The organism is Polynucleobacter sp. AP-Reno-20A-A9 (genome assembly GCF_018882085.1).
In the GTDB taxonomy this organism is placed as follows: domain Bacteria; phylum Pseudomonadota; class Gammaproteobacteria; order Burkholderiales; family Burkholderiaceae; genus Polynucleobacter.
The window spans coordinates 25,269-50,300 of record NZ_JACVPB010000003.1 but is presented as its reverse complement, the minus strand read 5'-3'; the positions used below and the strand labels follow the sequence as shown (position 1 = coordinate 50,300).

Sequence of the window (25,032 nt, the reverse complement as noted above, 5' to 3'; positions counted from 1 at the left end):
CACGCGCCGTTCTGGTTGGAGTAGATACAGGACGCGAGGATTTTGCGGATAGCATGGCTGAGCTCAGTCTTTTAGCTGACAGCGCCGGCTCTATACCCGCAGCCAGCGTTATTGCACGCAAGGGCAAAACCGACCCCGCCTTATTTATTGGCTCAGGTAAAGCCAATGAACTCAAAAGAGTAATGGAGGAGCAGGGTGCAGAGCTTGCGATCTTTAATCACCCACTTTCCCCAACTCAGCAACGCAATTTAGAGCGTCACATTGGTTTTCATGTGATGGATCGTACCGGCTTGATTTTGGATATCTTTAGTCAAAGAGCTCAAAGTCATATTGGTAAGACGCAAGTTGAGCTTGCACAAGTGCGTTATCGCATGTCGCGCTTAGTGAGGGCTTGGAGTCACTTAGAGCGTCAACGCGGTGGTATTGGTGTGCGTGGTGGTCCTGGTGAAACGCAGATGGAGTTGGATCGCCGGATGTTAGCCACCAAAGCGAAGCGCTTAGAAAATGAGCTTGAAAAGCTGCAGCGTCAGCAAAGAACCCAAAGACGCTCTCGAAATCGTAGGGATGTATTTTCAGTCTCCTTGGTGGGATATACCAATGCCGGTAAATCAACCTTATTTAATGCGCTAACTAAAGCCGGGACTTATGCTGCTGACCAGCTATTTGCAACCTTAGATACCACCTCCAGAAGGGTCCATTTGGAGGGGGTAGGCTCAATTGTGGTCTCTGACACAGTGGGATTTATCCGGGATTTGCCCCACCAGTTGGTGGAGGCTTTTAGGGCTACTTTGGATGAAACCATCCATGCCGACCTCATTTTGCATGTCATAGATGCCTGTAGCCCAGTCGCCAGGGAGCAAAAAGCGGAAGTAGAGGCGGTTTTGGAGGAAATTGGGGCAGATGACATCCCCCGCATCGAGATCATGAATAAGATCGATCAGATGCCCCAAACCTTCACCCGTGGGGCTGTTTTAGAGCGCGATGGGCAGGGCTTCCCAAGCCAGGTTTTCCTGTCGGCCAAGACGGGCTTAGGCCTTGATTTGCTTCGCTCAGCCTTAGCCGAATGCTCCCAAATGACTGATAGAATAAGGGTCGAGCACAACCGTGCCAAGAAGCAATTGGCCCCGGATGAGTTTTTAGAGCCTTTACCCGAACGACCAGAAACTTCTGAATTTAATCCGATTGCCAAGCGAAGCTATTTTTCTAATGATGCGTAAATTTCTCGACCTGTTTTCGGTCAATGATCCAGGTTGGGGCAATAGCCACAATTCTGGTGGATCTAAGGATGCCAAAGATGGGCAGGGAAGTGATCAAGCTCCAAAAGCGGATCCAGAAACCAATAGGCCGGTAGAAACTCAGCCAACCAGTCAGCCCGCCAAGCCGGATGGCCCTCCAGATTTGGACGAGCTGTGGCGCGACTTCAATGACAGAATTGCCGGCATCTTTGGTGGCAAGAAAAAACCAGGGGCAACAGCTAGTTCCACTAGTAAGCCAGCGAATAAGCCAAATAGCACTGATATTCCTCCGCCTTCACAGCGCGGCGGTAATGGTGGTGGAAACAATGGTGGTATCAATACACCTAATTTTAATTTTAGCAATCCATTTGGATCCAAGGCGAGCATCCTCATTGCCGGCGCCGTTGTTTTCTTCATGTGGGTGTGTAGCGGCTTCTTCATTATTCAAGAGGGGCAGGCCGGCGTTATTCTCACTTTTGGTAAGTACGATTACACCGCTAAGCCTGGTATTAATTGGCACATGCCTTGGCCGATTCAGTCTGAGGAGACCGTCAATCTCTCAGGCGTTCGCTCGGTAGAAGTCGGCCGCCCTGTGTTGATCAAAGCCACCAATCAAAAAGATTCTTCAATGCTTACCGAAGATGAAAACATCATCGACGTACGTTTTGCTGTGCAATACCGCCTTAAAGATCCTACGGATTATTTATTTAATAACCGTGATCCAGATACTGCAGTTGTTCAAGCAGCAGAAACTGCGGTGCGTGAGATTGTGGCTCGCAGCAAAATGGATACCGTGCTGTATGAGGGACGTGAAAAGATTGGTATTGATTTAGCCAATTCGATTCAGAAGATTTTGGATAGCTACAAAACGGGCATTTACGTGACCAGTGTGACTGTGCAAAACGTTCAGCCACCCGAACAAGTTCAAGCAGCATTTGACGATGCAGTAAAAGCAGGCCAAGATCAAGAGCGCTTGAAGAGTGAAGGCCAGGCTTATGCCAATGACATCATTCCACGTGCCAAAGGTACTGCTGCTCGTCTTATTCAGGAAGCTGAGGGCTATAAGGCTCGTGTAGTCGCTACCGCAGAGGGAGACGCGACACGCTTTAAGCAAATTTTGGTTGAGTATTCGAAGGCGCCACAAGTAACGCGTGATCGTATGTATATCGATAGCATGCGTGAGATGTATAACAACGTCACCAAAATCTTGGTTGACACTACTAAGAGCAACAGTCTTTTATATCTTCCGCTCGATAAGATCGTTGCGCAGGTGAGTGCTGAAAGTGCTCAAGCAGCAAATACACAAGCAAATCAGTCTGGTACAAATACTCCGACTGGTAGTGTGACAGTGGGTGGTGCTACTGGAGTAAATACACCATCCCCAAGTTCTAGTGCCACTCCTGCAACGCCAGCACCAGCTATCAATAGCTCTAACGATAAACGTGATGGCCTCCGTAGTCGTGATCGGGAGTCCAGATAATGAATGCCAATCGTTTAATTGCAGCAGGTATTGGCTTTATTGCGCTGATATATGTTCTGTCTTCCAGTATTTTTGTCGTAGACCAACGTAAGTTTGCCGTGGTGTTCTCATTTGGGCAGATTGTTCGGGTGATTGAGAAGCCGGGTATACAAATTAAGTTTCCAGCGCCATTTGAAAACGTGCGCTTCTTCGATCGTCGTATTTTGACGATCGATAACCCAGAGGCAGAGCGCTTCATTACTGCTGAGAAGAAAAACTTATTAGTAGATTCTTATGTGAAGTGGCGCATTGTGGATCCACGCAAGTTCTTTATTAGCTTTAAAGGTGATGAGCGCCTGGCTGAAGACCGCTTAACCCAGCTAGTTCGTTCAGCGCTAAATGAAGAGTTCACCAAACGCACTGTGCGTGAGTTAATTTCTGATCAGCGTGAAGAGGTGATGCAGGGTATTCGTAAAAAAGTAGCTGATGATGCTGCTGATATCGGTGTAGAGATTGTGGACGTTCGTTTAAAGCGTGTTGACCTCTTGGCCGAAATTAGTGATTCTGTTTACCGCCGTATGGAAGCGGAACGTAAGCGAGTGGCTAATGAACTCCGCTCAACTGGTGCGGCAGAGTCTGACAAGATTCGTGCGAATGCAGAGCGTCAACGTGACACTATTTTGGCGGAAGCCTATCGTGATGCCCAAAAGATTAAGGGCGCTGGTGACGCTAAAGCAACTGCACTCTATGCGGAAGCGTTTGGGCGCGACCCTCAGTTTGCCCAGTTCTATCAGAGTCTAGAGGCATACAGAAGCTCATTCAAGGACAAGAAAGACATTATGGTGGTTGAGCCAAATGGCGAGTTCTTCAAGTTCCTGCACAAAAAATAAGAAAGCGAATAGTCCACATCATGAATCGCTGGTTACTTCCTGAAGATATTGCAGACGTTTTGCCTGCTGAGGCTCGCAAAGTGGAGTCATTGCGTCGTGCCATTTTGGATTTATATCAATCGTATGGCTATGAGTTGGTTGCCCCTCCTATTTTGGAGTTCTTAGATTCTTTATTGACCGGTACTGGTTCCGATCTTAATCTGCAAACTTTTAAATTGGTAGACCAGTTATCTGGGCGCACCTTAGGTTTGCGTGCAGACATGACCCCGCAAGTTGCTCGTATTGATGCGCATCTCTTAAATCGTGCTGGCGTAACTCGCCTTTGTTATGCTGGATCCGTTGCGCACGCTCGCACACCAGTTGGGAGCTCTGCTCGTGAAGAGTTGCAGTTAGGTGCTGAGATCTATGGATGTGCAACCTGGGAGGCTGACCTAGAGGCGATTACCTTGCTTCTGAAAACGCTGTCTGTTGCAGGTTTAGAAAAGGTTTATCTCGATTTATCTCACGCGGGCATTTTGGCGGGCATCTTAGATGGACAGAATTTAGATAAAGCTACGATTGAAGCTTTATATAGCCTTCTGCAAAGCAAGGATCGTCCTCGCTTAAGTCAGTGGGCCACTTGCCTGCCTGCGAAAGTATCCGAAGCCTTGATGGCACTCACTGAACTCAATGGCCCATGCTCAGAAGTATTGGCTAAAGCGAAAAAGGTATTGCCTAAACACGTAGCGATTGATCAGGCGCTAGCAGATCTTGAGCGTTTAGTTTCTGCTGCGACACAGCTATCTACCAACTTAGAGCTCAGCATCGATTTGGCCGATCTTCGTGGTTACCAATACCATAGTGGTGTGATGTTCGCGGCTTACGTTGATCAATTGCCGCAGCCAATCGCCAGAGGTGGTCGTTACGACCATGTAGGTCAGGCTTTTGGTCGTCCGCGTCCTGCAACTGGGTTTTCATTAGATCTTTTGACTCTAGCAAACTTGTCTCCCATGAATGTGCGCAAGTTGGCTATCTTGGCTCCTTGGGTTGAGGATGCTGAATTAAGCAAGGCAATCACCACTTTGAGAAGTCAGGGCGAAGTAGTGATACAGGTTCCAGCAGGAACAGCAGCAGAAGCTGCTGAATACGAATGTGATCGAGAGCTGGTGAAGCAGGGCAGTTCTTGGGAAGTAAAAAAGAAGTAAAGCAATCAATTTGGCGTTAAGCAGTTAACTTATTTTGTAATTATCTTTTTGGATTTCATTATGTCTTCAAAGCAGCAAACCAAAGGTCGTAACGTAGTTGTCATTGGCACCCAGTGGGGTGATGAAGGCAAAGGTAAAGTGGTGGATTGGTTAACTGATCATGCGCAAGCCGTGGTCCGTTTCCAGGGCGGACACAATGCGGGCCATACCCTCATCATCGGCGACAAGAAGACTATTCTGCGTTTGATTCCTTCCGGAATTATGCATAAAAACGTAATTTGCTATATCGGCAACGGCGTAGTACTTTCACCTGAGGCCCTGTTTAAAGAGATCGGTGAGCTCGAAGCCGCTGGTTTAGATGTTCAGTCTCGACTCAAAATTTCTGAAGCAACCACTTTAATTCTGCCGTATCACGTTGCCATTGATCATGCCCGCGAGAAGAAGCGCGGCGAAGCAAAGATCGGAACTACTGGTCGCGGCATTGGACCTGCGTATGAAGATAAAGTAGCGCGTCGTGCTTTGCGCGTGCAGGATTTGTTCTACCCAGAAAAATTTGCAGAGCAATTGCGAGAGAACTTGGAATATCACAATTTCATGCTCAGTAATTACTATGGTGCTGAGCCAGTGAGCTATGAAAAGACTTTGGCTGAGGCAATGTCTTACGCGGAGCGTCTCAAGCCAATGGTGGTGGATGTATCTAGCGCTTTATATGCTGCCGAGCAATCCGGTCAAAACCTATTATTCGAAGGTGCGCAGGGCACATTGCTCGATATCGATCACGGCACCTATCCTTATGTAACCTCCAGTAACTGCGTAGCAGGTAATGCTGCTGCAGGTTCAGGCGTTGGTCCAGACTCTTTGCAATATATCTTGGGCATTACGAAGGCTTACTGCACACGCGTTGGCGCAGGTCCATTCCCGAGCGAACTCTATGATCACGACAATCCTGCAAGACAAGATCCGATTGGAGTACGTTTGGCTGAAGTAGGTAAAGAATTTGGCTCTGTAACCGGTCGCCCACGTCGCACTGGCTGGTTAGATGCTGCTGCATTAAAGCGTTCGATTCAGATTAACGGCTTATCTGGCCTCTGCATTACCAAATTAGACGTCCTCGATGGCTTTGAAACCATTCGCTTATGCGTTGGATACAACCTTGATGGCAAGAAGCTAGATGTATTGCCACGTGGCGCGGAATCTGTCGCCCGTTGCGAGCCGATTTATGAGGACTTCCCGGGCTGGAAGGGTACAACCTTCGGTATCCGCGAGTGGGATAAGTTGCCTGCTGAGGCACAAAAGTTCCTGCGTCGTATCGAGGAAGTGGCTGGTAAGCCAATCGCCATGGTTTCTACGGGCCCAGAGCGTGATGAAACCATCCTCCTTCAGCATCCTTTCCAGGATTGATGGAAAATATTTAATAATTTATTAACCAAACCTATTTATTAACTTTTGCTTAAGAAGATATCAACATGACCGCGCGCACTACCTGCAATAGCCTCCAAGTGGCAACTCCCCTATATCGCTTTATCGAAGACAAAGTGCTTCCGGGTACCGGCATTAAGAGTGCCGATTTTTGGAAGGGTTTTGATGAGATTGTTAAAGACCTCACACCAAAGAATGATGCGTTGCTTGCAAAGCGCGATCGCATTCAGTTGGATTTGGATAAATGGCACCAAGCTAATCCAGGACCAATCACAGATATGCCAGCGTATCGCAAGTTCTTGAAAGAGATTGATTACTTGGTGGATGTTCCAGGAAAAATTACTGCTACAACTCAAAACGTGGATGATGAGTTGGCGCTTCAAGCCGGCCCTCAATTAGTGGTTCCGGTTCTCAATGCGCGTTATGCCTTAAATGCTGCTAATGCACGTTGGGGCTCTTTATATGACGCTCTCTATGGCACTGATGTTCTCTCAGAAGAAGATGGCGCCACTAAAGCTGGTGCTTACAACCCTATTCGTGGCGCAAAAGTAGTTGCATTTGCTCGCAATTTCTTGGACCAGGCTGCACCTTTAGCTAAGGGTTCACACCGTGACTCAGTTGCTTACTCTGTTGATGGCAATAAATTGTCCGTTAAATTAAAAGACGGCACTACAACTGGTTTGGCGGATGAGAAGCAATTTGTTGGTTACCAAGGTGAGGCATCAGCTCCAAGTTCTATCTTGCTGCGCAATAACGGCATTCACATTGATATTGAAATCAATAAGAGCAAAACCATTGGTGCCAGCGATCCTGCCGGCATTAACGATGTTGTACTCGAGGCTGCACTCTCTACTATTTTAGATTTGGAAGACTCTATTGCTGCCGTTGATGCTGACGACAAGGTTCTTGCTTATGACAACTGGTTAGGTATCTTAAAAGGCACTTTGGTTGAGGAAGTAAAGAAGGGCGACAAGACGATTACTCGCTCACTGAACCCAGATCGCAAATACAAAGCTGGTATCGGTGCTGTTGATGCAAAAGATGGCGTCGTAACTCTGCACGGCCGCTCACTCTTGTTCCTCCGTAATGTTGGTCATTTAATGACGAACCCAGCTGTCATTACCGGTGAAGGCAAGGAAATCTACGAGGGCATCTTAGATGCCGTAGTGACTGTATTGATTGCTCTGTATGACATCAACCGTCCAGCAAGCCAGGCGATTGGAAATACTCGCAAGGGTTCCGTTTATATCGTGAAGCCAAAAATGCATAGCCCAGAAGAAGTGGCTTTTGCGGGCGAACTCTTTGGTCGCGTTGAGAAATTACTCGGCTTACCAGCGGATACCGTAAAGCTTGGCATTATGGATGAAGAGCGTCGTATGAGCTCCAACATCAAAGCAGCAATTGCCGCTGCAGGCGCACGCGTTGCCTTTATTAATACTGGTTTCTTGGATCGCACTGGCGATGAAATGCATACTGCAATGTACGCGGGTCCAATGATGCGCAAAGGCGACATGAAAACCAGCAAATGGTTATCCGCTTATGAGCGTCGTAACGTATTTGCAGGCTTGGATTGCGGCTTGCGTGGCCGCGCTCAAATTGGTAAAGGTATGTGGGCAATGCCCGACCTGATGAAGGCCATGGTTGAGCAGAAGATTGTTCACCCTAAGGCAGGGGCAAATACAGCTTGGGTACCATCACCAACAGCGGCTACCTTGCATGCGCTTCACTATCATCAAGTAAAAGTAGCTGAAATCCAAAAAGAAATGGAAAAGCTCGATACGGCTGCGGAAGCTGAAGCATTACTCAATGATCTGTTGACTATTCCGGTGGTTGAGAAGGCTAACTGGTCTAAGGAAGAGATTCAGCAAGAATTAGATAACAACTGCCAAGGCATCTTGGGTTATGTAGTTCGTTGGATCGATCAAGGCGTAGGTTGCTCTAAGGTCCCTGATATTCATAACGTAGGCTTGATGGAAGACCGTGCAACTTTGCGTATCTCTAGCCAACATATTGCTAACTGGTTACTCAATGGCATCGTGACTGCTGATCAGGTCAACGAGAGTTTGCAGCGTATGGCTAAAGTGGTGGATGGCCAGAATGCTGGTGATGCTTTGTATCAGCCAATGATGCCTAACTACAAAGATTCATATGCCTATAAAGCCGCTAGTGACTTGATTTTCAAAGGTCTTGAGCAGCCTAATGGCTACACAGAGCCTTTGTTGCACGCATGGCGCTTAGAAGTGAAGAAGGCACACGCTAAGTAAATTAGCCGATGCTTTAAGTAAGAATGGATTTGCCCAAAAAGCAAATCCATTTTTTATTGGGTACCGTCAAATGTTTGGATTTCTAAACCCCTTCTCTAAAACTTCCCTGTTTTCATTTCACTTTAATGATGGTGGTAGGGAGGCGGCTGGCTTCAAAGGTGGTGCAGGGGACTGCGTTGTGAGATCCATTGCGATTGCTGCAAACCTACCTTACATGCGCGTCTATGAGGATTTAAGGTTGGCAAATGAGAGTTACGCCCAACTAAGAAATGACCGTCTTGCTAAAAGACTGAATGTCAAAGGTTCATCACCTAGGAACGGTAATCACCGGAATGTATTTCATGATTACATTTTGGGTTTAGGTTTTGAATGGGTGCCCACCATGAAAGTGGGGGCAGGTTGCCAGGTGCACCTACGTCCTGATGAGCTTCCCAAGGAAATACTGATTGCTAAAGTTTCTAAGCATCTCACCGCAATCATGGATGGCGTGATTCACGATACGCACAACCCTTCTAGGGGCGGGACTCGTTGCGTATATGGTTACTATATTAAGAGACGGTAGGGTCGTTTTGGTGGTGTTTGATATTCCAGGCCGCCTTAAAAGTGGCGGTCATCCCAATCATGGTTGAGGTGGTCCATGCGATTGAGAATAATCCTGAAAAAGAGATAAAGAAAGCTAAGCTTTTCCAGCCGGCTGGCAGAATATCTGAGACGAAGCCCACCGTGGTGTAGCAGCTCCCCACGAAGAGCAAGGTCTGTAGGCCATCATCAATTAAATTGAGTCTGATGATGTAGATTGTCCAAATGATAATTTCTAACAGGTGAATGAGGGCGATGATTAAAAAAGATGCGTAGAAATGAAAAAAAACGCGGTCATATTGCTTTTTCTTGAGGTTTTGATTAGTCAACCGCTCAAAGCGAATCATGACGAAATTGATAAAGCCACCATGAAAAGCAATCACCACAATGAGGCCTAGCACCCCATAAAGACTATCCCTTATTAACGGGAGTATAGGAATACCGGCTAGAGATGCTTGATTGATAACTTCAGTAGATATTGGCATAAATTTAGAGGTAGCTGAAAAAGGATTGGATAAGCAAACATCCTTATCAGGGTTGATAATGTCATATCAAATAACCCAAGTAAAGCAGCCCTTGAATAACGCCCCTCATACAGCCGAAACGAAGAAGCAAGAGCGCTTCTTTTTGTTTTCATTGGCGGGTATTCAGTTCACCCACATCCTTGACTTCATGATCATGATGCCTTTGGGGCCTCAGTTCATTACAGCACTTTCCATTAATACGCATCAATTCGGTCTGCTGCTGTCTTCTTATACTTTTGCCGCTGCGATCGCTGGGGTGTTTGCGACTTATTACATCGACCGTTTTGAACGGAGGCAATTGCTCCTGCGTTTGTATGTTTGCTTCATTATTGCAACGATAGCTTGTGGATTTGCTTCAAACTACCACATGTTATTTATCGCCCGTGCATGCGCAGGCGCCTTTGGAGGCATTCTAGGATCTTTGGTGCAGACGATTGTGGCTGATTCCATTCCTTTTGAGCGCAGGGGTAAGGCGCTGGGTACGGTCATGGCTGCGTTCTCAGTTTCAACTGTTGCAGGCGTGCCTTTGAGTTTGTTCTTAGCAAACCACATCAGCTTTCTAGGCTGGCGCGCTCCATTTATGTTTATTGGCCTGATCTCTATATTGATTCTATTGATTGGATATCGCTATATCCCCAAAATTTCTGGACACTTGCATCACATTCATGAGGGTAGTCGCTTCCAGCAAATCTACGAAGTCTTTGTGGCCCATCGCCATCTACGTGCCTTTCTGTTTGTGGGTCTAATTATGTTGACTGGCTTTACTGTCATTCCTTATATTGCCCTTTATCTCACCGCTAACGTTGGGATCGAAAATTCCTACATTTCCCTGATCTATCTTTGTGGTGGTTTGGCGACTTTGATGAGCTCTAGATTTATTGGACACATGGCGGATAAATATGGCAAGGTCAAAGTATTTCGCATACTAGCCATCATTAGTTTGATACCGATCCTAGTAACAACCAATTTAATACCGGTTCCTTTATGGGTGGTACTTGTTAATCAGACCGCCTTCTTTGTCTTGATTTCTGGCCGAATGATTCCGGCCATGGCTATTGTGAGTCAAATGGTGGAGCCTAAAATTCGGGGAACCTTTATGAGCTTAATTGGCTCAGTACAGATGTTAGCTTCCGGCATAGCATCAGTAGTGGCAGGCCTGGTGGTCACAATTACAACTAATGGCAGGATGGAACATTACAACCTAGTTGGTTATGGGGCTGCCATTTGTGGCTTGCTCACTTTTTGGGTTGTGGGATATATTCATTCTGATATGAAAAAAGCGTAAGAACTAAAGAACATAAGGAGACTCCATGATTGAATTTAAAAGACCTGATGGACAGGCGGTAAATGGTTACTTGGCTGAGCCAGTGGATAATACGAATGCTCCTGGAGTGGTTGTCATTCAGGAATGGTGGGGACTTGATGATGAGGTTAAGGCAGTTGCCGATCGCCTTGCTGAAGCAGGGTATCGCGCACTAGTCCCCGATTTATATCGAGGCAAGTTAGCGGTTGAAGCCAATGAAGCCGAGCATTTAATGGGCGACCTTAATTTTGGAGATGCTGCTGGTCAGGATATTCGGGGTGCGGTTCAATACTTGAAAGCCACTGGTAGTGCAAAGGTAGCGGTAACAGGATTTTGCATGGGTGGTGCGCTGACTATTTTGGCTGCTTGTAATGTGCCCGAACTCGATGCTTCTATCGTTTGGTACGGCAATCCTCCTTTGGAGTATGTAAAAGCTGATGCTATTAGCAAGCCGATGTTGGGCCACTGGGCTACGCATGATGAGTTCTTCCCAATAGCTGGAGTCGATCAACTAGAGCAAAAGCTACAGCAAGCAGGTGTGAGTTATGAATTTCATCGCTACGACACAAAGCATGCCTTTGCAAACCCTAAATCCGATGAACGGGGATTGGCACCGCTAAAGTACAACGCTGAAGCAGCACAGCTGGCCTGGGAACGCACTCTTAATTTCCTACAAAAAAATATCAATAGTTAGGCCTTATGAATACTCGACGTGAAGATGTTTTTTTTAACTGGATTTATAAAAAAAGTAACATCCAAATTCTCCTGCTATTGATTCTATTTTTCGTCACACTGCTAGATGTGCTGCCGCGCCTATTGCAAACCATCCCGATCTTTGCGCCTACACAAGATAGCACTCGATTGGGCTTGGGTCTTTTTGGATCAATCATTACTTTAAGCGGGCTCTTAATTGGTTTTTTACTCAATCAAGCACAAAGCAATTTTCGCGAAGTGCAAACACTAGTATCCCAAGAGGCTGGACGCATTAATAACTTAGATCGTCTACTTACTCGATTTGGTGATCCATCCATAGCGCCTATTCGTATTGAGTTATTTGAGTATATGAATTCCATCGTTAATGACGAGTGGGCTCGATTGCAGAAAGGCGAGGGAAGTTCCAATACGCATATGCTCTGGCGTGGAATTTCTAGACAACTCATGTCTATCGAACCCCAAACCAATCGTCAAACAGCAATGTATACCGATATCATCAAAAAATCCGAAGAGGTTGCTGAGAGTAGGGAGGCGCGTATTGAGCGTTCCAATATCCGGTTGCCGGGCTTATTCTGGATTGTTATTTTGATCTGTATGTTTGCCTTGATGGGTATCAATACGCTTTTCTTGCCATCAGACTCATTCTTTTTAGGCTTGAAGATTCTGCCGATTACGATGGGAGCGTTGATTTCTTTATTGGTTATTACCGATCAGCCATTTAAAGGCCAAAATGCGGTTCAGCCGGATGCCTTCTATAAAATTATTGAATCTATTAAAACCCGTAAAGAGTAATATTTTCCCGAATCACTATGCACTTATTTGCTGAAAATCTCGCAGTAGAAATTTCTTCCTATTACCGCAATTTGGCTTTAGGCCATGGGGTTGTTCCAAAGGTATTTACTTTGGTAAATGGCGAGGGAGATCAATACCTTTTCTTTATTGACGATCTTCCCATGGGGGATGGCGATGAGCAGAGCCGGTTTCTTGCTTATATCGTGCAAGCACATGAGGCGGTTTGCTATGCCCGTGGTACTTTGGTCATTGTCGAAAAGAATCAACAGTTCATTGAGTTTGCAGTAATTGATCGAGATGATGCAGATGCGATTGTCTGCTCGGCTGAGCTCACCAGAGATATGGACGATAAGCCGATATCCTTGGGTGAGTTTGATAAGACTTTGGTGAAGAAGGGCTCTATTATCTTTGGCGGCCTCTTTGAGCCTGTGCAGATATCAGAAGAAAAAATTGAAGATTTTGAAAGTCTGTGGGCAGAGATGAAATCTAAAATTTTGCACCGCTCAATGGGTCTTTAATTTCTTTCTCAGAAATTTACGAGAAGTTGCCTCAATCGCAAAAGAACCTACGAGAGCGATTGCTAGAGCAAGGGCGCTATTCGGAGCAGTCTCGATCACATTCACAAATAAAGTAGCAAACAAGCCTAGGTTAATGATGATGGCCGCCCAAAGCGGCCAAAGTTTGGCGCCTGTTTGATTTCGTACACGAATGTGTCCGTAAGTAATGGCGGCATAGACCAATAAAAAGGCAAGACTTGCCATTTTGCCAACAACGTCTAATGGAAATGCCATTACTAAAGCAAACACCAAGAGCGCTGATATGGTTAATGCACGAAATTCTGTATTTAAGACCTCGTCACTTAAGGCCTTTGATACTGAGCTCTTGAGCGTCATATCGGCTGCAATATTGGATGCGGCAAAGATCGTGGCGTTGAGTGCGGCGGCACAGGCCAGAAGGGCAGAGGCACCAATCACAATAAAACCTGCTTTACCAGCGACGATTTGAGCTGCATCGGCTAATACGTGACCGCTGTATTGCGCTATCTGAGCAGGGGAAAGCAGTAGTATCACTGCGGTACTGACTAATACGTAAGCAATCGTTACCAAAATCAGCGCCCAGAACATCGCCAGAGGGAGCTCTTTTTGGGGTGCTTGCATGGCATTGGAAGAATTAGTCACAACCCCAAAGCCTTGGTAGTTGATATACAAGATGCCAGTAGCAATAGCTATTCCATTAATAGACCAACTAGACATCTTAAATGCACCTACATCGGCCACATGAATGCCTTCAATAGAAAAGAGTAGAAGGGCAAATGTGACAAACCCAATCGCCAGCATTTCTGCAGTGCCAACGATATCGGTACCCAGTAAGTTAATGCCGGCACAAAAAATGACTATGCCGGCACCCACGAGCTTAATTTCGAAAGGGGACAGCTTTCCACCTAACAGGGTATTTGCGTATTCGGAGAATCCAGCGGCATAGAGTGCTGCCGCAATCAGATAGGCGAGATATTGAAAGATATTGAGGCCACCAGAAATAACTCCAGGCCCAAAGCTCATTACCGTAAACGTAGCGGCGCCCCCGCTACTAGGAAAAGTAGCGCCTAATTTGGCGTATGAGTAGACCGAGAATGAGGCGGCAATAGCCCCCAACAAAAATGCCAGGGGAATGTGTGACCCCGCATGAGCACTGGCAGTTCCCAAAAGAGAAAACAGCCCAGCACCCATCATTCCGCCGATGCCGAGGGCAGTCGCTGAAAAGAGGCTAATGCCCTTGGCTTTCTTGCTCGAATTTTTGAGTAAAGTCGGATTTGGCTGGCTGGTCAATTTGTGTTTTCTGAAGTCGTAAAGCTGGGACAAGTGCCCAATATTAAAGGTTGTGGCGAATAAAGGCTATTTGACATTCCAATAAGGTGCTGGGATTGAGATAGTCTGCATAGCCAATTTCTAGCCTTTGCACTGTTAGAATTCATAAGAAATACCCCCTAAATCCTAAGGTTAAACAATGCGCCATTTCAATCAAATTGCCTTTACAGCCATGTGCTTGATTGCACAATCAGCCATCGCAAGTGGGAGCGCAGATGCTATTTTCTATGGTGGCGATATTGTCACAATGAATAAAGCTCAACCTGCAGCTGAGGCTGTTGCAATTCAGAATGGAAAAATCCTTAAGGTTGGATCTTTATCTCAAGTGAAAGCTTTGCAAGGCAAAGACACCAAGCTCATTAACTTAAATGGTCAAACCTTGATGCCTGGCTTAGTTGAGCCTCATGTACACATTCTGGGCACGGCATTTTCGGAAGAGCTGTGGCAGAACATGTCCAATTTCACGATGCCACATGACACCTTGGATAGCTTGGTTACAAAGCTGACTGCATACAGTAAGAATGTAAAGGATGGTGAGTGGATCACTGCATTCGGTGTTGATCCATCCAGGACAGAACCATTCATGGCTGAGTTGACGGCCGATATCTTGGATAAGGTATCCACCACTAAGCCAATTTTTGTGATGAATCAAAGCATGCATATTGCCTATGTAAATCATAAGGCTTTGGAGATGGCGGGGGTGACTGATGCTAGTCCGAATCCAAAGGGTGGCCAGTTGCTAAAAGATAGTAATGGGCATTTAACAGGGGTGATTTATGAGGTACCAGCCTTTTATTTGTTTTTAAGCAAAATGCCTGTTCCAAATCAAGAAATGATTGAGCAAGCTGTTGAAAGGGTTGGTCAGAGAATGGTGCGTAAGGGTGTCACCACTTCAGCAGAAATTACTGTTGGCGGATACCTTGGTGTTGATAAGGAATACGCCTTATTAAATGCGATGACCCACAGTGGCAAGCTGCCAGTGCGAGTGAGAGCATATATGTATGCAGGCGCCTATCCGCTTACCAACAATGGCTATAAGCCAGGCCAGGGGGATGACCTTTATAAGCTTATTGGGGTAAAGATTGTGGCGGATGGCTCTGATCAAGGTCTGACTGGTGCAATGACTAAGCCATATGCGTATCCTGCAGGAACCGCAAATACCGGCACCCTCAATTTTACTGAGCAAGAGCTCTATGATCTTGCCAAGCCAAGATTTGATCAAGGATGGCAAATCTCCGTGCATTCCAATGGCGATAAATCGATTGAGCAAACTCTGAATGTTTTCGAAAAGATGGTTACCAAACCAGGCGATGCTAAAACTAGATTAAGAATTGAGCATTTCACTGTTCCCACGCAAGCGCAGATCTCAAGAGCTGCAAAACTGGGTGTTGTCCCTGGCTTCACAATTGGTCATACAGATTATTGGGGTGAGGCATTTCATGATCATCTACTTGGGCCTGAAAGAGCAAACCGCATTGATGCAGGCGCTAGCCTAATTAAACGGGGTATGCATTTTGCTTACCATAGTGACTCTCCAGTATCTCCTATTCATCCATTGAAGTATGCCTCGGAAGGCGCTTCACGACTTTGGCAGGTTGCCCCGCAAAAGGTATTGAATGCAAATGAAAAGGTATCCATTAATGACGCATTAAAGGCGGTCACTATTGACGCAGCTTATCAGCTAAAGATGGATGACAAGATTGGGTCGGTAGAACCAGGTAAGTATGCTGACTTTGCCATTGTTGATAAAAATCCAATGAAAACGGACGCTTATAAGATTAGAGACATTGAAGTCAATGAAACCTGGGTAAACGGTCAGCAGGTATTCAAGAAAAACTAAAGATCATTTGCAGTTAGATACAAAGCTTAAAGCCGCCTTCGGGCGGTTTTTCTTTGGGTGCTTTGAGGCCTTGCCTATTGAAAAGAGCGTTTTAGCCCCCATATAGGACTTTGTAGGTGTATTTGGTGCCCAGGAAGGGACTCGAACCCCCACAACCTTACGATCGCCAGCACCTGAAGCTGGTGCGTCTACCAATTTCGCCACCTGGGCATGACCTTATTATAGAGGGATGGGCGTTTTGAGGTCATTTCCACCCCCATTTGGCTTTTCCCCTTCAGACTTGGTGGTTTGATACAGTAGCCTTATTCATAACAAAAATAGATATCAGTAGATATATAGATAGGGCATGTATTGCCGAAGGAATTAAATGCGTAAAGCAAAAGACTTGTTGCCACGTGAGGCTGACCGCTTAGGAACAGTTCAAGGGCACCGAGATGGATTTGGATTTGTCATTCCCGATGATGGTGGTGAAGATATCTTTCTATCGGAAAGAGAAATGTCACGCGTCATGCACGGCGACAGAGTCAATGTCAGAGTATTAGGAACCGATCGACGTGGTCGCCCAGAAGGGCAGATTGTCGAGGTAGTTCTGCACGCCAATAAAGTAGTGATCGGTCGTCTCTTAAATGAAAACGGTGTTTTGATTGTTGCGCCGGAAGATAAGCGTATTGGTCATGACATTTTGATCCCGCCAAAAGGTCAGGGGCAGGCCAAGTTAGGTCAGGTTGTTAGTGTTGAAATTATTGATTACCCAGATAGTTATCGTCAGGCAGTTGGACGTGTAGTTGAAGTATTGGGCGAAATTGACGATCCCGGTATGGAAATCGAAATCGCTGTGCGTAAGTACGGTGTACCCCATGAATTTTCTGCTGCTGCCATGAAAGAGGCTGCAGCATTGCCAGATACAGTTCAGCAAGCTGATTTGGAAGGTCGCGTTGACCTTCGTGACGTACCTTTGGTCACCATTGACGGTGCTGACGCACGTGACTTTGATGATGCTGTCTACTGTGAGCCTGTCATGTATGGTCAGACCAAAGCTTGGCGTTTGATTGTTGCTATTGCTGACGTATCGCATTATGTGAAGCCTGGACAGCCGCTAGATGATGATGGTTTATTGCGCGCTACTTCGGTGTATTTCCCAAGACGCGTGATCCCAATGCTGCCAGAGAAGATCTCAAATGGTCTTTGCTCTCTTAATCCAGGCGTGGACCGTCTGTGTATGGTTTGCGACTCGGTTGTCGATAACAACGGTATTGTTTTGGCATACCAGTTCTATCCAGCGGTAATGCATTCAGCACAACGTTTTACCTACGATACGGTTTGGGAGATTCTCTCAAACAGCAAAGGTCCTGAAGCGACACGATTTGCACAGTTCCGCCCATTGCTGGGCAACCTCTATTCACTTTATAAGATTCTGTTGGCAGCTCGTGAGAAGCGGGGTGCGATTGAGTTTGAAACCACTGAGACTCAAATCATTAGTAATGAGCTTGGCAAGATTCTGCGTATTGAGCCACGTCTTCGCAATGACGCTCACCGCTTAATTGAAGAGTGCATGCTGACTGCGAACGTTTGTGCCGCAGACTTTATAGAGAAAAATAAGCACCTTAGTCTATATCGTGTGCATGGTGAGCCATCGGAAGAGAAGTTGGTGACATTGCGTCAAGTTCTCAGAACCTCAGGACTCTCATTGGGCGGCGGTGATAAACCTAAGCCACGCGATTACGCTAAATTGATGCGTGAAATCAAAGAGCGGCCTGATGCCAATATGCTGCAGTCAGTTGTATTGCGCTCGATGCAGCAGGCGATGTACCAACCGGATAACGAAGGCCACTTTGGCTTAGCTTATCCAGCGTACTCTCATTTCACTAGTCCGATTCGTCGTTATCCTGATTTGCTCACACATCGGGTAATTAAGTCGATTCTGCAAAAAAAGCCTTACGTACCAGTCTTGCCGCCTAAAGTGCCACTCAACCTGACTTTGCCGCGCAAAGGTAAGGGTCGTGAGAACGCAGTTAATGCCAAGAAATCCCAAAGCGATGCAAAAGCAGGAGCAGCCAAAGGTGCAAAGTTACCTAAGGGGGCAAACGCCGCATTGCCAATTTGGGGTCAATTAGGTGTTCACTGCTCATCTAATGAACGTCGTGCTGATGAGGCATCGCGTGACGTGGAAGCCTGGCTCAAGTGTTACTACATGCGCGACCATTTAGGTCAGGAGTATGCAGGTACTGTCACTGGTGTTGCGAACTTTGGATTATTTATTCAGCTGGAAAATCTCTTTGTCGAAGGTATGGTGCACGTCACTGAGCTTGGTGGGGATTACTTCCAATATGATGAAGCACGCCAAGAGTTACGTGGCGAGCGTACAGGTATTCGTTATCGCTTAGGTGATCGCATGCATGTATTGGTGAGTCGCGTTGATCTGGATGCGCGCAAGATTGAATTTAGTCTTGTTAAATCCGTTGGCGCAGAACCTGGTGGCTCCTCTAACCGTCGTCAGCTGCTATTAGCATCCGATACGGGTAGGCCAAACAAAAAAGCAGCCCCCCAAAGAAGTCGTGCAGATAATAAGACTCCGCAAAAGCCAAGCGGCATTAATGTAAACGCGGCTAAATCTGCGGGGACTCTAGGAGCCAACCAGTCCAAGAGCAAAGCCAACAGTAAAAATGGTAAAAACGGTAAATCCGCTAAGCCAGGCAGGTCTGTCGGCAAGCCAGCAGGTAGCAAACCTCCAGTCCGCAGCACTAAAGCGCGTCGCAAATAAAGATTAATTAGAAAAATAAGATTAAAAAAGATGAAGCAAACGAAATGAAGCAAATACTAGTAGGGTTCCATGCAGTTCAAGCGCGTTTACGCGTAGACCCAGATAGCTTGAAGTCGGTGTACTTTGATTCTGGTCGTCGCGATAGACGTATGGGTGATTTTTTAAAGCAAGCCGAAGAGATTCTGGGCGAACGTTTGCATGCGGCTGATGCAGAGCGTCTACATAAATTGACGGGCCATGATCGTCACCAAGGTGTCGTTGCTTTGGCTGAAAAAATGACTGTTGCGCGCACTATTACTGAAGTGATTGAAGATGCTGAGGGTGCGCAGAAGAAGCCATTGCTCCTAGTCTTAGATGGTATTACTGATCCCCATAACTTTGGCGCTTGTCTGCGTGTAGCGGATGGTGCTGGCGTAGATGCCGTAGTAGTTCCCAAAGATCGCTCTGCATCTATCAATGCCACTGTTAGTAAAGTATCTAGCGGTGCATCAGAGGTGATACCGGTCATTACAGTGACCAACCTGGTTCGTAGTATGAAAGAGATGCAAGAAGCAGGTGTTTGGCTCATCGGTACCGATGACGAAGCCACAAAATCAATTTATGACCTCGACCTCACAGGTCCGATTGCGATTGTGATGGGGGCCGAAGGTGAGGGTATGCGCCGCCTTACAAAAGAAACCTGTGATGAGTTAGTGCGTATTCCTATGCAAGGTGCTGTCTCCAGTTTGAATGTATCTGTTGCAAGTGGCGTATGCTTGTATGAGGCATTAAGACAGCGCCTAGCAAAAGAGAATGACAAAGCTGCCAAGTAAAACAAGGAGCTTCATATGAAATGCAATATCGGACACACTGATCGCGTTCTGCGAATGACTGTTGGCGTAACGCTAATGGGTTTAGCTGGCTTTGGTATCACTGGCCCTTGGGCTTGGATAGGCGTGATCCCGCTATTAACGGGAATGATTGGTAATTGCCCCGCTTACTCAATACTAGGTATTAATACCGCCAAGAAATAGGTACTAGTCTTAGTTACTACCCAAATCCATACTAAAGCCATCCTTAGGATGGCTTTTCTTTTGGCGCTGATGCTCCGCTATCGGCCAGAAGCGGTCAATCAAAATTTCAATGGTTACCTACGCTTGATTTATTTTTTGATCCTATTGTCCCAGTAGCCTTAACATGTTTTTTAGAGCCAGCCGTCGATGTTCATTTGTTCCAACAAAGGATTCATTCTCGACAATAGGCCTTTCGATAAAGACTGATGTTGTGCGTAGAATTAATTTCAATTCATCTTCTGACATAGGTCGGAAAGTATTCGTCCTATCTCGTTTCATCGCATTAAAAAAGGCTGGAACCAAGGGGTCTGACAAGTGGTGAAAATTGTGTAGATTTCCAGCTTTATGGATGCGCTCGTCATAAAAACGAATTACCAGTGGATTCACCTTCTGAATGTTATTTATTGCCATATCAACCAACTCTCCCATCAGGATCTCTAGGGGTTGGCTGGGATCAAAATCTTCGATGAGTTGAGACATTTCTTCGAGTTTTTTTTGCTGAGCCTTCTTAATTGCCCAGAGAAAAACCTTTTCTATTGACGTAAGACGCTTAGTTAAGGTGCCCAAAGCGTAGCCGGACCTTTTTGAAAGTGACCTGCTGGTAAATAAATTGGGGTCAGCACCTTCAACAAGCTCATGAGCGGCTTCCAATAAGTCATTTAACGTTTTTTTGGAGCGCTCCTGTTTTGCCTGTGCAAAGGAGATTTCAGGATTTTTAGGCATATTGACGCCACATAGCTTTCTAAAAAGTATACAAAAAGGTGGGTAACTTACTCAAATGAATGGCGACCCTTTATTTATGGGGGTTTCATTCGAGGGAGAGAGCGATGAAAAGTGTACAGATATTGATGAAATATTGCTCTTTATTTTGTTAACTTAACTTTTTTAAAAATGACTCCCCCCTATTTTCTTATTAGTACGACATTGAAGGTTACATGCCTAATATTAATAAGCAAGGTCATATGGTCATATTTTTTAAGAATTTTATTTGCATATTAATACTCTGAGAGCCCATGAAAAATCGTCTACTACTCCCCCTATTGGCAATTATCCTAACTGCGTCTTTAGCTGCCTGTGGGGGTAGCAATAGTTCAAGCGCTTCACCAACCACTTCAATCGTATCTACATCAAATTATGCAGTTGGCGGTGTAATTAGTGGTTTAGCTAGCGGTTCATTAACTCTGAAAAATAATGGCGGCGATGCATTAACAGTGTCTGTAAGTAGCTCCACATTTACCTTTGCCACGCCTTTGGCTAATGGCGCTGCATATGCGGTAACAGTTGGAGCGCAGCCGAGTGGCTTAATTTGTACCGTTACCAATGGTACTGGAATGGTCGCCAGTGCAGATGTCACGAATGTAGCAGTCGCTTGCGCAACCACTGCTTATGAGGTTGGTGGCACGGTGAGTGGCTTAAGTTCTGGGGCTTCTGTGGTGCTGCAGGATAACAGCTCCAATTCAACGACAGTGAGTGCAAATGGCTCTTTCACTTTTGACACGCCTTTAGCTAATGGTACAAGCTATGCGGTTAGCGTGCTCACACAGCCGAGTGGCCTCTATTGTTCGGTCACTAATGGTGTTGGAACAGTAGCCAATTCAGCAATTTCCAATGTGGCTGTGACCTGTACAACACCATTTGCCTACGTTACCAATCAAGGTGACAATACTGTATCAATGTATTCCATTGGTAGTAGTGGCGTTTGGACTCTACTAAGTACCCCAACCGTATCAACTGGACGCACCCCTAATGGAATAACAATCAATCCAGCGGGAACATACGCATACGTAGCAAATAACGGAGAGAACACTATTTCCATGTACTCCGTAGGCGCCAATGGTATTTTGATGCCCTTGAGTACCCCTACGGTGATAGCTGGCCCCAATCCTTATCAAATTGCCATTAACTCTGCGGGTACTTATGCTTATGTAATCAATGGCTCTACTAATGTCTTAATGTATTCAATTGGTAGCAATGGTATTTTGACTCCTTTAACTACTCCAAGCGTTGCAGCGGGAAACTTCACGCAGTCAATCACACTTAATCCAGCGGGCACATATGCCTATGTAACTAATTACGGTGATAGCACTGTTTCAATGTACGCTGTTGGTAACAATGGCATCTTGACGCCTTTGAGCACGCCTACTGTGGCGACAGGCTTGGGCCCTCCAGCGATCACTGTTAATCCAGCAGGCACATATGCCTATGTAGCTAACTATGCAGCCAATACTATATCAATGTATGCCATTGGAAGTAACGGTGTTTTGACGCCTTTAAGCACGCCTAATGTGACGGCGAATGGCAATCCATTTGCAATTACATTTACTCCTGCGGGAGCCTATGCATATGTAGCCAATAGTGGTAGCGGTACTATTTCTATGTTCGCCGTTGGTAGCAATGGTATTTTGACTCCTTTAAGTACGCCCACCATAGCAGCAGGCTCTGGAGCTATTGCTGTGAAAGTTAACGCATCCGGCACCTATGCCTACGTACTTAATGGCAACATTAGCAACGTATCCATGTATTCCATTGGCAGCAACGGTATTTTGACTCCACTGAGTACGCCTACCGTGGCGACAGGACCCTCTCCGTGGGATTTCACAATCCTACATTGAGTCAAATAGTCTTTGTTAGTGTTAATAGAGAAGACCGTCTTCGGACGGTTTTTTCTTGACTTCTCAGGGGCTACTTTGGGTCGTTGGAAGTCATTGCAGAGGCGGGATATATCAAGCCATGTTTGACTTGTATAGATGCCTCTGTATCTTGAGCCTCAATAAGTCTTGACCCTAATTTCAGTTAGTTGGCCAGTAGCGCTTCTAACTTCTCAGTATCCACACAGAAGTTTCGAATTCCTTCCGCCAGTTTCTCAGTTGCCATGGCATCGTTGTTGAGCTGTAGGCGGAAACTAGACTCATCGAGCTTTAATGGCGTAATGCCTTCAGCCTGTAATGTTGCCTGAGCATTGGCGGGATTGAGTTTTTTCTCAACAGACGCATCGCCACTTTGGAGCTCGGCCAATAGTTCTGGACTGATGGTTAATAAGTCGCAACCAGCTAACTCTAATATCTGGCTGGTATTGCGAAAGCTGGCACCCATGATCTCTGTAGAGATCCCAAAGTGCTTGTAGTAATGAAAAATTCTCTTCACTGAAGTCACACCAGGATCATTTGCTCCACCATTGGCCGTATCACTCCAGTTGGCACCAAGCTTGGCCTTGTTCCAATCCGTAATGCGACCCACAAATGGAGAAATGAGTTTGGCATTGGCGGCACCACATGCAGCCGCTTGCACTAGCGAGAAGAGTAGAGTCATATTGCAGTGGATGCCTTGTGCTTCTAATTCTTTTGCGGCAGCAATACCTTCCCATGTGCCTGCTAATTTAATTAGGATGCGTTTACGATCAATGCCATGAGATTCATATAAGGCAATTAAATGCTTAGCCTTAGCTACGGTACCCTTGGTATCGAAAGATAGTCTGGCATCTACTTCTGTAGAAACACGTCCTGGAACTATTTTCAAAATCTCCAAGCCAAACGCAACCAAGATGTAATCCACGAGGTCGGTTGGACTCATACCTGGATGGGCTGCTTTTACAGACTTCACTAAATCCTGGTAATTGCTTTGCTGAGCAGCTTTCAGAATGAGTGAAGGGTTAGTAGTCGCATCCTGTGGCTGGAAGGCCTGCATGCGCTCAAAATCGCCTGTATCGGCTACAACTGTAGTCAGTTTCTTGAGTTGCTCTAACTGGCTTAATGCTGAGGCGGTGCTATTCATGGGCTTGCTCAATACTCTAAAGTGGGTTTCTTGTGAATATCATATGATAGATGGATTATTACTCCATTCCAATTAAGTCATAAAGGTATTCAGTAGGCATATGAATCAAAATCAATTAAAGCAAATGGTGGGTGAAGCGGCTAGAGACGAAGTGCTTAAGCTTCCTGCTGGGCAGATTTTGGGTGTTGGCACAGGCTCAACTGCAAATTGCTTCATTGATGCGCTAGCTCCTCATAAGGATCATTTTGCTGGCACGGTATCGAGCTCTAATGCTACTACTGAGCGCCTACTCAAACATGGCTTTCAGGTTTTAGATCCCAATGATGTGCAAGGCCTACCGGCCTACGTTGATGGCGCTGATGAAATCGATCCATCTGGACATATGATTAAAGGTGGCGGCGGGGCGCTCACTCGAGAAAAAATTATTGCCTCGATGGCCAAACAATTTATTTGTATCTGCGATTCGTCTAAGCAAGTGCCAGTTCTAGGTAACTTTGCATTGCCGGTGGAAATCATTCCGCTTGCTCAAGGCGTTGTCAGCAGAGAGCTGGAGAAGTTTGGCGGCAAGGTGACTTTGCGCTTAGCGAAAAACACCCGCGCCGATCTGAATCAAACACCAAGCGAGCCATTCGTGACGGATAACGGCGGTTGGATCTTAGATGTGGCGGGCCTTAAGATAGCTGACCCACTGAAGATGGAAGCGCAAATCAATCAAATCGCTGGAGTGATTACCGTTGGCTTATTTGCCAAAGAAAAAGCCAATATTCTGCTGGTCAGCAATGCTGCTGGTGTGGAACGCATAGCTCTCTAATTACAGCTTGAGATTATTTAGGTATTAAAAAACCCGACGGGGTATGCCCATCGGGTTTGTTTGCCATGGTATGCATGGCACAGGCTTTCGGAAGGTATTTAGTTCCTTAGCCTATAAGTACATAGATGTACTTATTTAGAGTGGCTTTCGCCAATGTAGCGGGGCACCAAAACTGCCTCACCACGACTTCATCCTACGCTTATCTTTGGCGGTGTCAACACCCCAAATCAATAATTAATTAAAAGCTAATGAATATTTACTCTGCTGGTGGCACGTAACCTTGTGCCATATCAGCGCCGCCCTCAAAGAAGTACTTCTCAACCTGCTTTAAAAGGTATTGGCGTGCACGTGGGTCAGCCATATTGAGTCGGTTTTCATTAATGAGCATCGTTTGTTGCTTTAACCAGGCAGCCCAGGCTTCTTTGGAAACTTGATTCCAAATCTTTTTGCCAAGATCGCCTGGAAGCGGGGCGAAATCCATTCCTTCAGCCTCTTTGTTGAGTTTGATGCATTGAACCATGCGTGCCATCTGTAATGCCTTTCTAGTAATTCTGTAGTTGCTTAGATTT

At 46.0% G+C, this 25,032-nt stretch carries 22 protein-coding genes and 1 tRNA gene; 17 read left to right on the top strand and 6 right to left on the bottom strand.

All coding sequences use genetic code 11. The features are described from left to right. The first annotated feature begins 11 nt into the window (after window positions 1-11). The 7 genes from hflX to ICN39_RS03475 all read left to right on the top strand — a co-directional run bounded on the left by hflX (window position 12) and on the right by ICN39_RS03475 (window position 9,013). Complete coding sequence (hflX, locus tag ICN39_RS03505) at window positions 12-1,217, top strand: GTPase HflX (RefSeq protein WP_216232915.1); 1,206 nt, start codon at window positions 12-14, stop codon at window positions 1,215-1,217. Continuing rightward, a complete protein-coding gene (hflK, locus tag ICN39_RS03500; protein ID WP_216232716.1) occupies window positions 1,207-2,715 on the top strand; it encodes an FtsH protease activity modulator HflK in 1,509 nt (502 codons plus the stop codon). Before hflX ends, hflK begins: the two co-directional genes overlap by 11 nt. Beyond that, window positions 2,715-3,584: a protease modulator HflC gene (gene hflC, locus ICN39_RS03495; protein WP_216232715.1), complete on the top strand. Its 870-nt coding sequence runs from the start codon at window positions 2,715-2,717 to the stop codon at window positions 3,582-3,584. The genes hflK and hflC overlap by 1 nt, the downstream gene beginning before the upstream one ends. Window positions 3,585-3,604: 20 nt before the next feature. Beyond that, window positions 3,605-4,768: an ATP phosphoribosyltransferase regulatory subunit gene (locus tag ICN39_RS03490; RefSeq protein WP_216232714.1), complete on the top strand. Its 1,164-nt coding sequence runs from the start codon at window positions 3,605-3,607 to the stop codon at window positions 4,766-4,768. Window positions 4,769-4,828: 60 nt separating this feature from the next. Further along, window positions 4,829-6,169: an adenylosuccinate synthase gene (locus ICN39_RS03485; protein WP_216232713.1), complete on the top strand. Its 1,341-nt coding sequence runs from the start codon at window positions 4,829-4,831 to the stop codon at window positions 6,167-6,169. Between the two features lie 65 nt (window positions 6,170-6,234). Continuing rightward, window positions 6,235-8,451 (top strand): malate synthase G, encoded by a 2,217-nt coding sequence (locus ICN39_RS03480; RefSeq protein ID WP_216232712.1) that lies wholly within the window; start codon window positions 6,235-6,237, stop codon window positions 8,449-8,451. A gap of 70 nt (window positions 8,452-8,521) precedes the next feature. Continuing rightward, window positions 8,522-9,013 (top strand): hypothetical protein, encoded by a 492-nt coding sequence (locus tag ICN39_RS03475; RefSeq protein WP_216232711.1) that lies wholly within the window; start codon window positions 8,522-8,524, stop codon window positions 9,011-9,013. On the opposite strand, the gene ICN39_RS03470 is transcribed toward ICN39_RS03475, so the two are convergent. Continuing rightward, on the bottom strand, window positions 9,000-9,515 hold the full coding sequence (locus ICN39_RS03470) for a hypothetical protein (RefSeq protein WP_216232710.1): 516 nt from the start codon (window positions 9,513-9,515) through the stop codon (window positions 9,000-9,002). The two genes, ICN39_RS03475 and ICN39_RS03470, sit on opposite strands and share 14 nt — an antisense overlap. Window positions 9,516-9,573: 58 nt before the next feature. Between ICN39_RS03470 and ICN39_RS03465 the strand changes: the two genes are divergently transcribed. From ICN39_RS03465 to ICN39_RS03450, 4 genes are read left to right on the top strand one after another with little or no spacing between them, the layout of a single operon-like run. Beyond that, complete coding sequence (locus ICN39_RS03465) at window positions 9,574-10,839, top strand: MFS transporter (RefSeq protein ID WP_216232709.1); 1,266 nt, start codon at window positions 9,574-9,576, stop codon at window positions 10,837-10,839. Between the two features lie 25 nt (window positions 10,840-10,864). Beyond that, the gene (locus ICN39_RS03460) at window positions 10,865-11,551 is read left to right on the top strand and encodes a dienelactone hydrolase family protein (protein WP_216232708.1); all 687 of its coding nucleotides are present in this window, start codon (window positions 10,865-10,867) and stop codon (window positions 11,549-11,551) included. 5 nt (window positions 11,552-11,556) lie between these two features. Further along, window positions 11,557-12,363 carry a DUF4239 domain-containing protein gene (locus ICN39_RS03455; protein WP_216232707.1) on the top strand — a complete coding sequence of 269 codons (807 nt, stop codon included), beginning with the start codon at window positions 11,557-11,559 and terminating at the stop codon, window positions 12,361-12,363. Between the two features lie 17 nt (window positions 12,364-12,380). Further along, window positions 12,381-12,881, top strand: coding sequence for an ureidoglycolate lyase (locus ICN39_RS03450; protein WP_216232706.1), 501 nt, complete (start codon window positions 12,381-12,383; stop codon window positions 12,879-12,881). Here the strand turns inward: ICN39_RS03450 and ICN39_RS03445 are convergent. Then, window positions 12,867-14,189, bottom strand: coding sequence for an APC family permease (locus ICN39_RS03445; protein ID WP_216232705.1), 1,323 nt, complete (start codon window positions 14,187-14,189; stop codon window positions 12,867-12,869). The two genes, ICN39_RS03450 and ICN39_RS03445, sit on opposite strands and share 15 nt — an antisense overlap. A gap of 178 nt (window positions 14,190-14,367) precedes the next feature. Between ICN39_RS03445 and ICN39_RS03440 the strand changes: the two genes are divergently transcribed. Beyond that, the gene (locus tag ICN39_RS03440; RefSeq protein ID WP_216232704.1) at window positions 14,368-16,068 is read left to right on the top strand and encodes an amidohydrolase; all 1,701 of its coding nucleotides are present in this window, start codon (window positions 14,368-14,370) and stop codon (window positions 16,066-16,068) included. 123 nt (window positions 16,069-16,191) lie between these two features. Here ICN39_RS03440 and ICN39_RS03435 read toward each other — a convergent pair. Then, window positions 16,192-16,278 (bottom strand) — tRNA-Leu (locus ICN39_RS03435). A gap of 157 nt (window positions 16,279-16,435) precedes the next feature. On the opposite strand from ICN39_RS03435, the gene rnr reads away from it, so the two are divergent. From rnr to ICN39_RS03420, 3 genes are read left to right on the top strand one after another with little or no spacing between them, the layout of a single operon-like run. Next, window positions 16,436-18,829: a ribonuclease R gene (gene rnr / locus ICN39_RS03430; RefSeq protein ID WP_216232703.1), complete on the top strand. Its 2,394-nt coding sequence runs from the start codon at window positions 16,436-16,438 to the stop codon at window positions 18,827-18,829. Between the two features lie 44 nt (window positions 18,830-18,873). Next, a complete protein-coding gene (rlmB, locus tag ICN39_RS03425; protein WP_216190066.1) occupies window positions 18,874-19,641 on the top strand; it encodes a 23S rRNA (guanosine(2251)-2'-O)-methyltransferase RlmB in 768 nt (255 codons plus the stop codon). Window positions 19,642-19,656: 15 nt separating this feature from the next. Then, on the top strand, window positions 19,657-19,842 hold the full coding sequence (locus ICN39_RS03420; RefSeq protein WP_216224441.1) for a DUF2892 domain-containing protein: 186 nt from the start codon (window positions 19,657-19,659) through the stop codon (window positions 19,840-19,842). 141 nt (window positions 19,843-19,983) lie between these two features. Here the strand turns inward: ICN39_RS03420 and ICN39_RS03415 are convergent, their stop codons facing one another. Further along, window positions 19,984-20,604, bottom strand: a complete 621-nt coding sequence (locus ICN39_RS03415; protein WP_216232702.1) for a hypothetical protein — start codon at window positions 20,602-20,604, stop codon at window positions 19,984-19,986. Between the two features lie 290 nt (window positions 20,605-20,894). Here ICN39_RS03415 and ICN39_RS03410 point away from each other — a divergent pair, with 290 nt between their 5' ends. Then, complete coding sequence (locus ICN39_RS03410) at window positions 20,895-22,493, top strand: beta-propeller fold lactonase family protein (RefSeq protein WP_216232701.1); 1,599 nt, start codon at window positions 20,895-20,897, stop codon at window positions 22,491-22,493. Window positions 22,494-22,674: 181 nt separating this feature from the next. On the opposite strand, the gene tal is transcribed toward ICN39_RS03410, so the two are convergent. After that, a complete protein-coding gene (gene tal / locus ICN39_RS03405; RefSeq protein WP_216232700.1) occupies window positions 22,675-23,652 on the bottom strand; it encodes a transaldolase in 978 nt (325 codons plus the stop codon). Window positions 23,653-23,752: 100 nt separating this feature from the next. Here tal and rpiA point away from each other — a divergent pair, with 100 nt between their 5' ends. After that, window positions 23,753-24,463 (top strand): ribose-5-phosphate isomerase RpiA, encoded by a 711-nt coding sequence (gene rpiA / locus ICN39_RS03400; RefSeq protein WP_216232699.1) that lies wholly within the window; start codon window positions 23,753-23,755, stop codon window positions 24,461-24,463. 256 nt (window positions 24,464-24,719) lie between these two features. Here the strand turns inward: rpiA and ICN39_RS03395 are convergent, their stop codons facing one another. Next, window positions 24,720-24,992: an oxidative damage protection protein gene (locus ICN39_RS03395; RefSeq protein ID WP_015421224.1), complete on the bottom strand. Its 273-nt coding sequence runs from the start codon at window positions 24,990-24,992 to the stop codon at window positions 24,720-24,722. Between the last annotated feature and the right edge of the window lie 40 nt (window positions 24,993-25,032).

What these genes read in the sequence shown, in the direction of transcription:
- hflK (WP_216232716.1), top strand. Translation starts at nt 1,207, where the DNA reads ATGATGCGTAAATTTCTCGACCTGTTTTCGGTCAATGATCCAGGTTGG.
- hflC (WP_216232715.1), top strand. Translation starts at nt 2,715, where the DNA reads ATGAATGCCAATCGTTTAATTGCAGCAGGTATTGGCTTTATTGCGCTG.
- ICN39_RS03490 (WP_216232714.1), top strand. Translation starts at nt 3,605, where the DNA reads ATGAATCGCTGGTTACTTCCTGAAGATATTGCAGACGTTTTGCCTGCT.
- ICN39_RS03485 (WP_216232713.1), top strand. Translation starts at nt 4,829, where the DNA reads ATGTCTTCAAAGCAGCAAACCAAAGGTCGTAACGTAGTTGTCATTGGC.
- ICN39_RS03480 (WP_216232712.1), top strand. Translation starts at nt 6,235, where the DNA reads ATGACCGCGCGCACTACCTGCAATAGCCTCCAAGTGGCAACTCCCCTA.
- ICN39_RS03475 (WP_216232711.1), top strand. Translation starts at nt 8,522, where the DNA reads ATGTTTGGATTTCTAAACCCCTTCTCTAAAACTTCCCTGTTTTCATTT.
- ICN39_RS03470 (WP_216232710.1), bottom strand. Translation starts at nt 9,515, where the DNA reads ATGCCAATATCTACTGAAGTTATCAATCAAGCATCTCTAGCCGGTATT.
- ICN39_RS03465 (WP_216232709.1), top strand. Translation starts at nt 9,574, where the DNA reads ATGTCATATCAAATAACCCAAGTAAAGCAGCCCTTGAATAACGCCCCT.
- ICN39_RS03460 (WP_216232708.1), top strand. Translation starts at nt 10,865, where the DNA reads ATGATTGAATTTAAAAGACCTGATGGACAGGCGGTAAATGGTTACTTG.
- ICN39_RS03455 (WP_216232707.1), top strand. Translation starts at nt 11,557, where the DNA reads ATGAATACTCGACGTGAAGATGTTTTTTTTAACTGGATTTATAAAAAA.
- ICN39_RS03450 (WP_216232706.1), top strand. Translation starts at nt 12,381, where the DNA reads ATGCACTTATTTGCTGAAAATCTCGCAGTAGAAATTTCTTCCTATTAC.
- ICN39_RS03440 (WP_216232704.1), top strand. Translation starts at nt 14,368, where the DNA reads ATGCGCCATTTCAATCAAATTGCCTTTACAGCCATGTGCTTGATTGCA.
- rnr (WP_216232703.1), top strand. Translation starts at nt 16,436, where the DNA reads ATGCGTAAAGCAAAAGACTTGTTGCCACGTGAGGCTGACCGCTTAGGA.
- rlmB (WP_216190066.1), top strand. Translation starts at nt 18,874, where the DNA reads ATGAAGCAAATACTAGTAGGGTTCCATGCAGTTCAAGCGCGTTTACGC.
- ICN39_RS03420 (WP_216224441.1), top strand. Translation starts at nt 19,657, where the DNA reads ATGAAATGCAATATCGGACACACTGATCGCGTTCTGCGAATGACTGTT.
- ICN39_RS03415 (WP_216232702.1), bottom strand. Translation starts at nt 20,604, where the DNA reads ATGCCTAAAAATCCTGAAATCTCCTTTGCACAGGCAAAACAGGAGCGC.
- ICN39_RS03410 (WP_216232701.1), top strand. Translation starts at nt 20,895, where the DNA reads ATGAAAAATCGTCTACTACTCCCCCTATTGGCAATTATCCTAACTGCG.
- tal (WP_216232700.1), bottom strand. Translation starts at nt 23,652, where the DNA reads ATGAATAGCACCGCCTCAGCATTAAGCCAGTTAGAGCAACTCAAGAAA.
- rpiA (WP_216232699.1), top strand. Translation starts at nt 23,753, where the DNA reads ATGAATCAAAATCAATTAAAGCAAATGGTGGGTGAAGCGGCTAGAGAC.
- ICN39_RS03395 (WP_015421224.1), bottom strand. Translation starts at nt 24,992, where the DNA reads ATGGCACGCATGGTTCAATGCATCAAACTCAACAAAGAGGCTGAAGGA.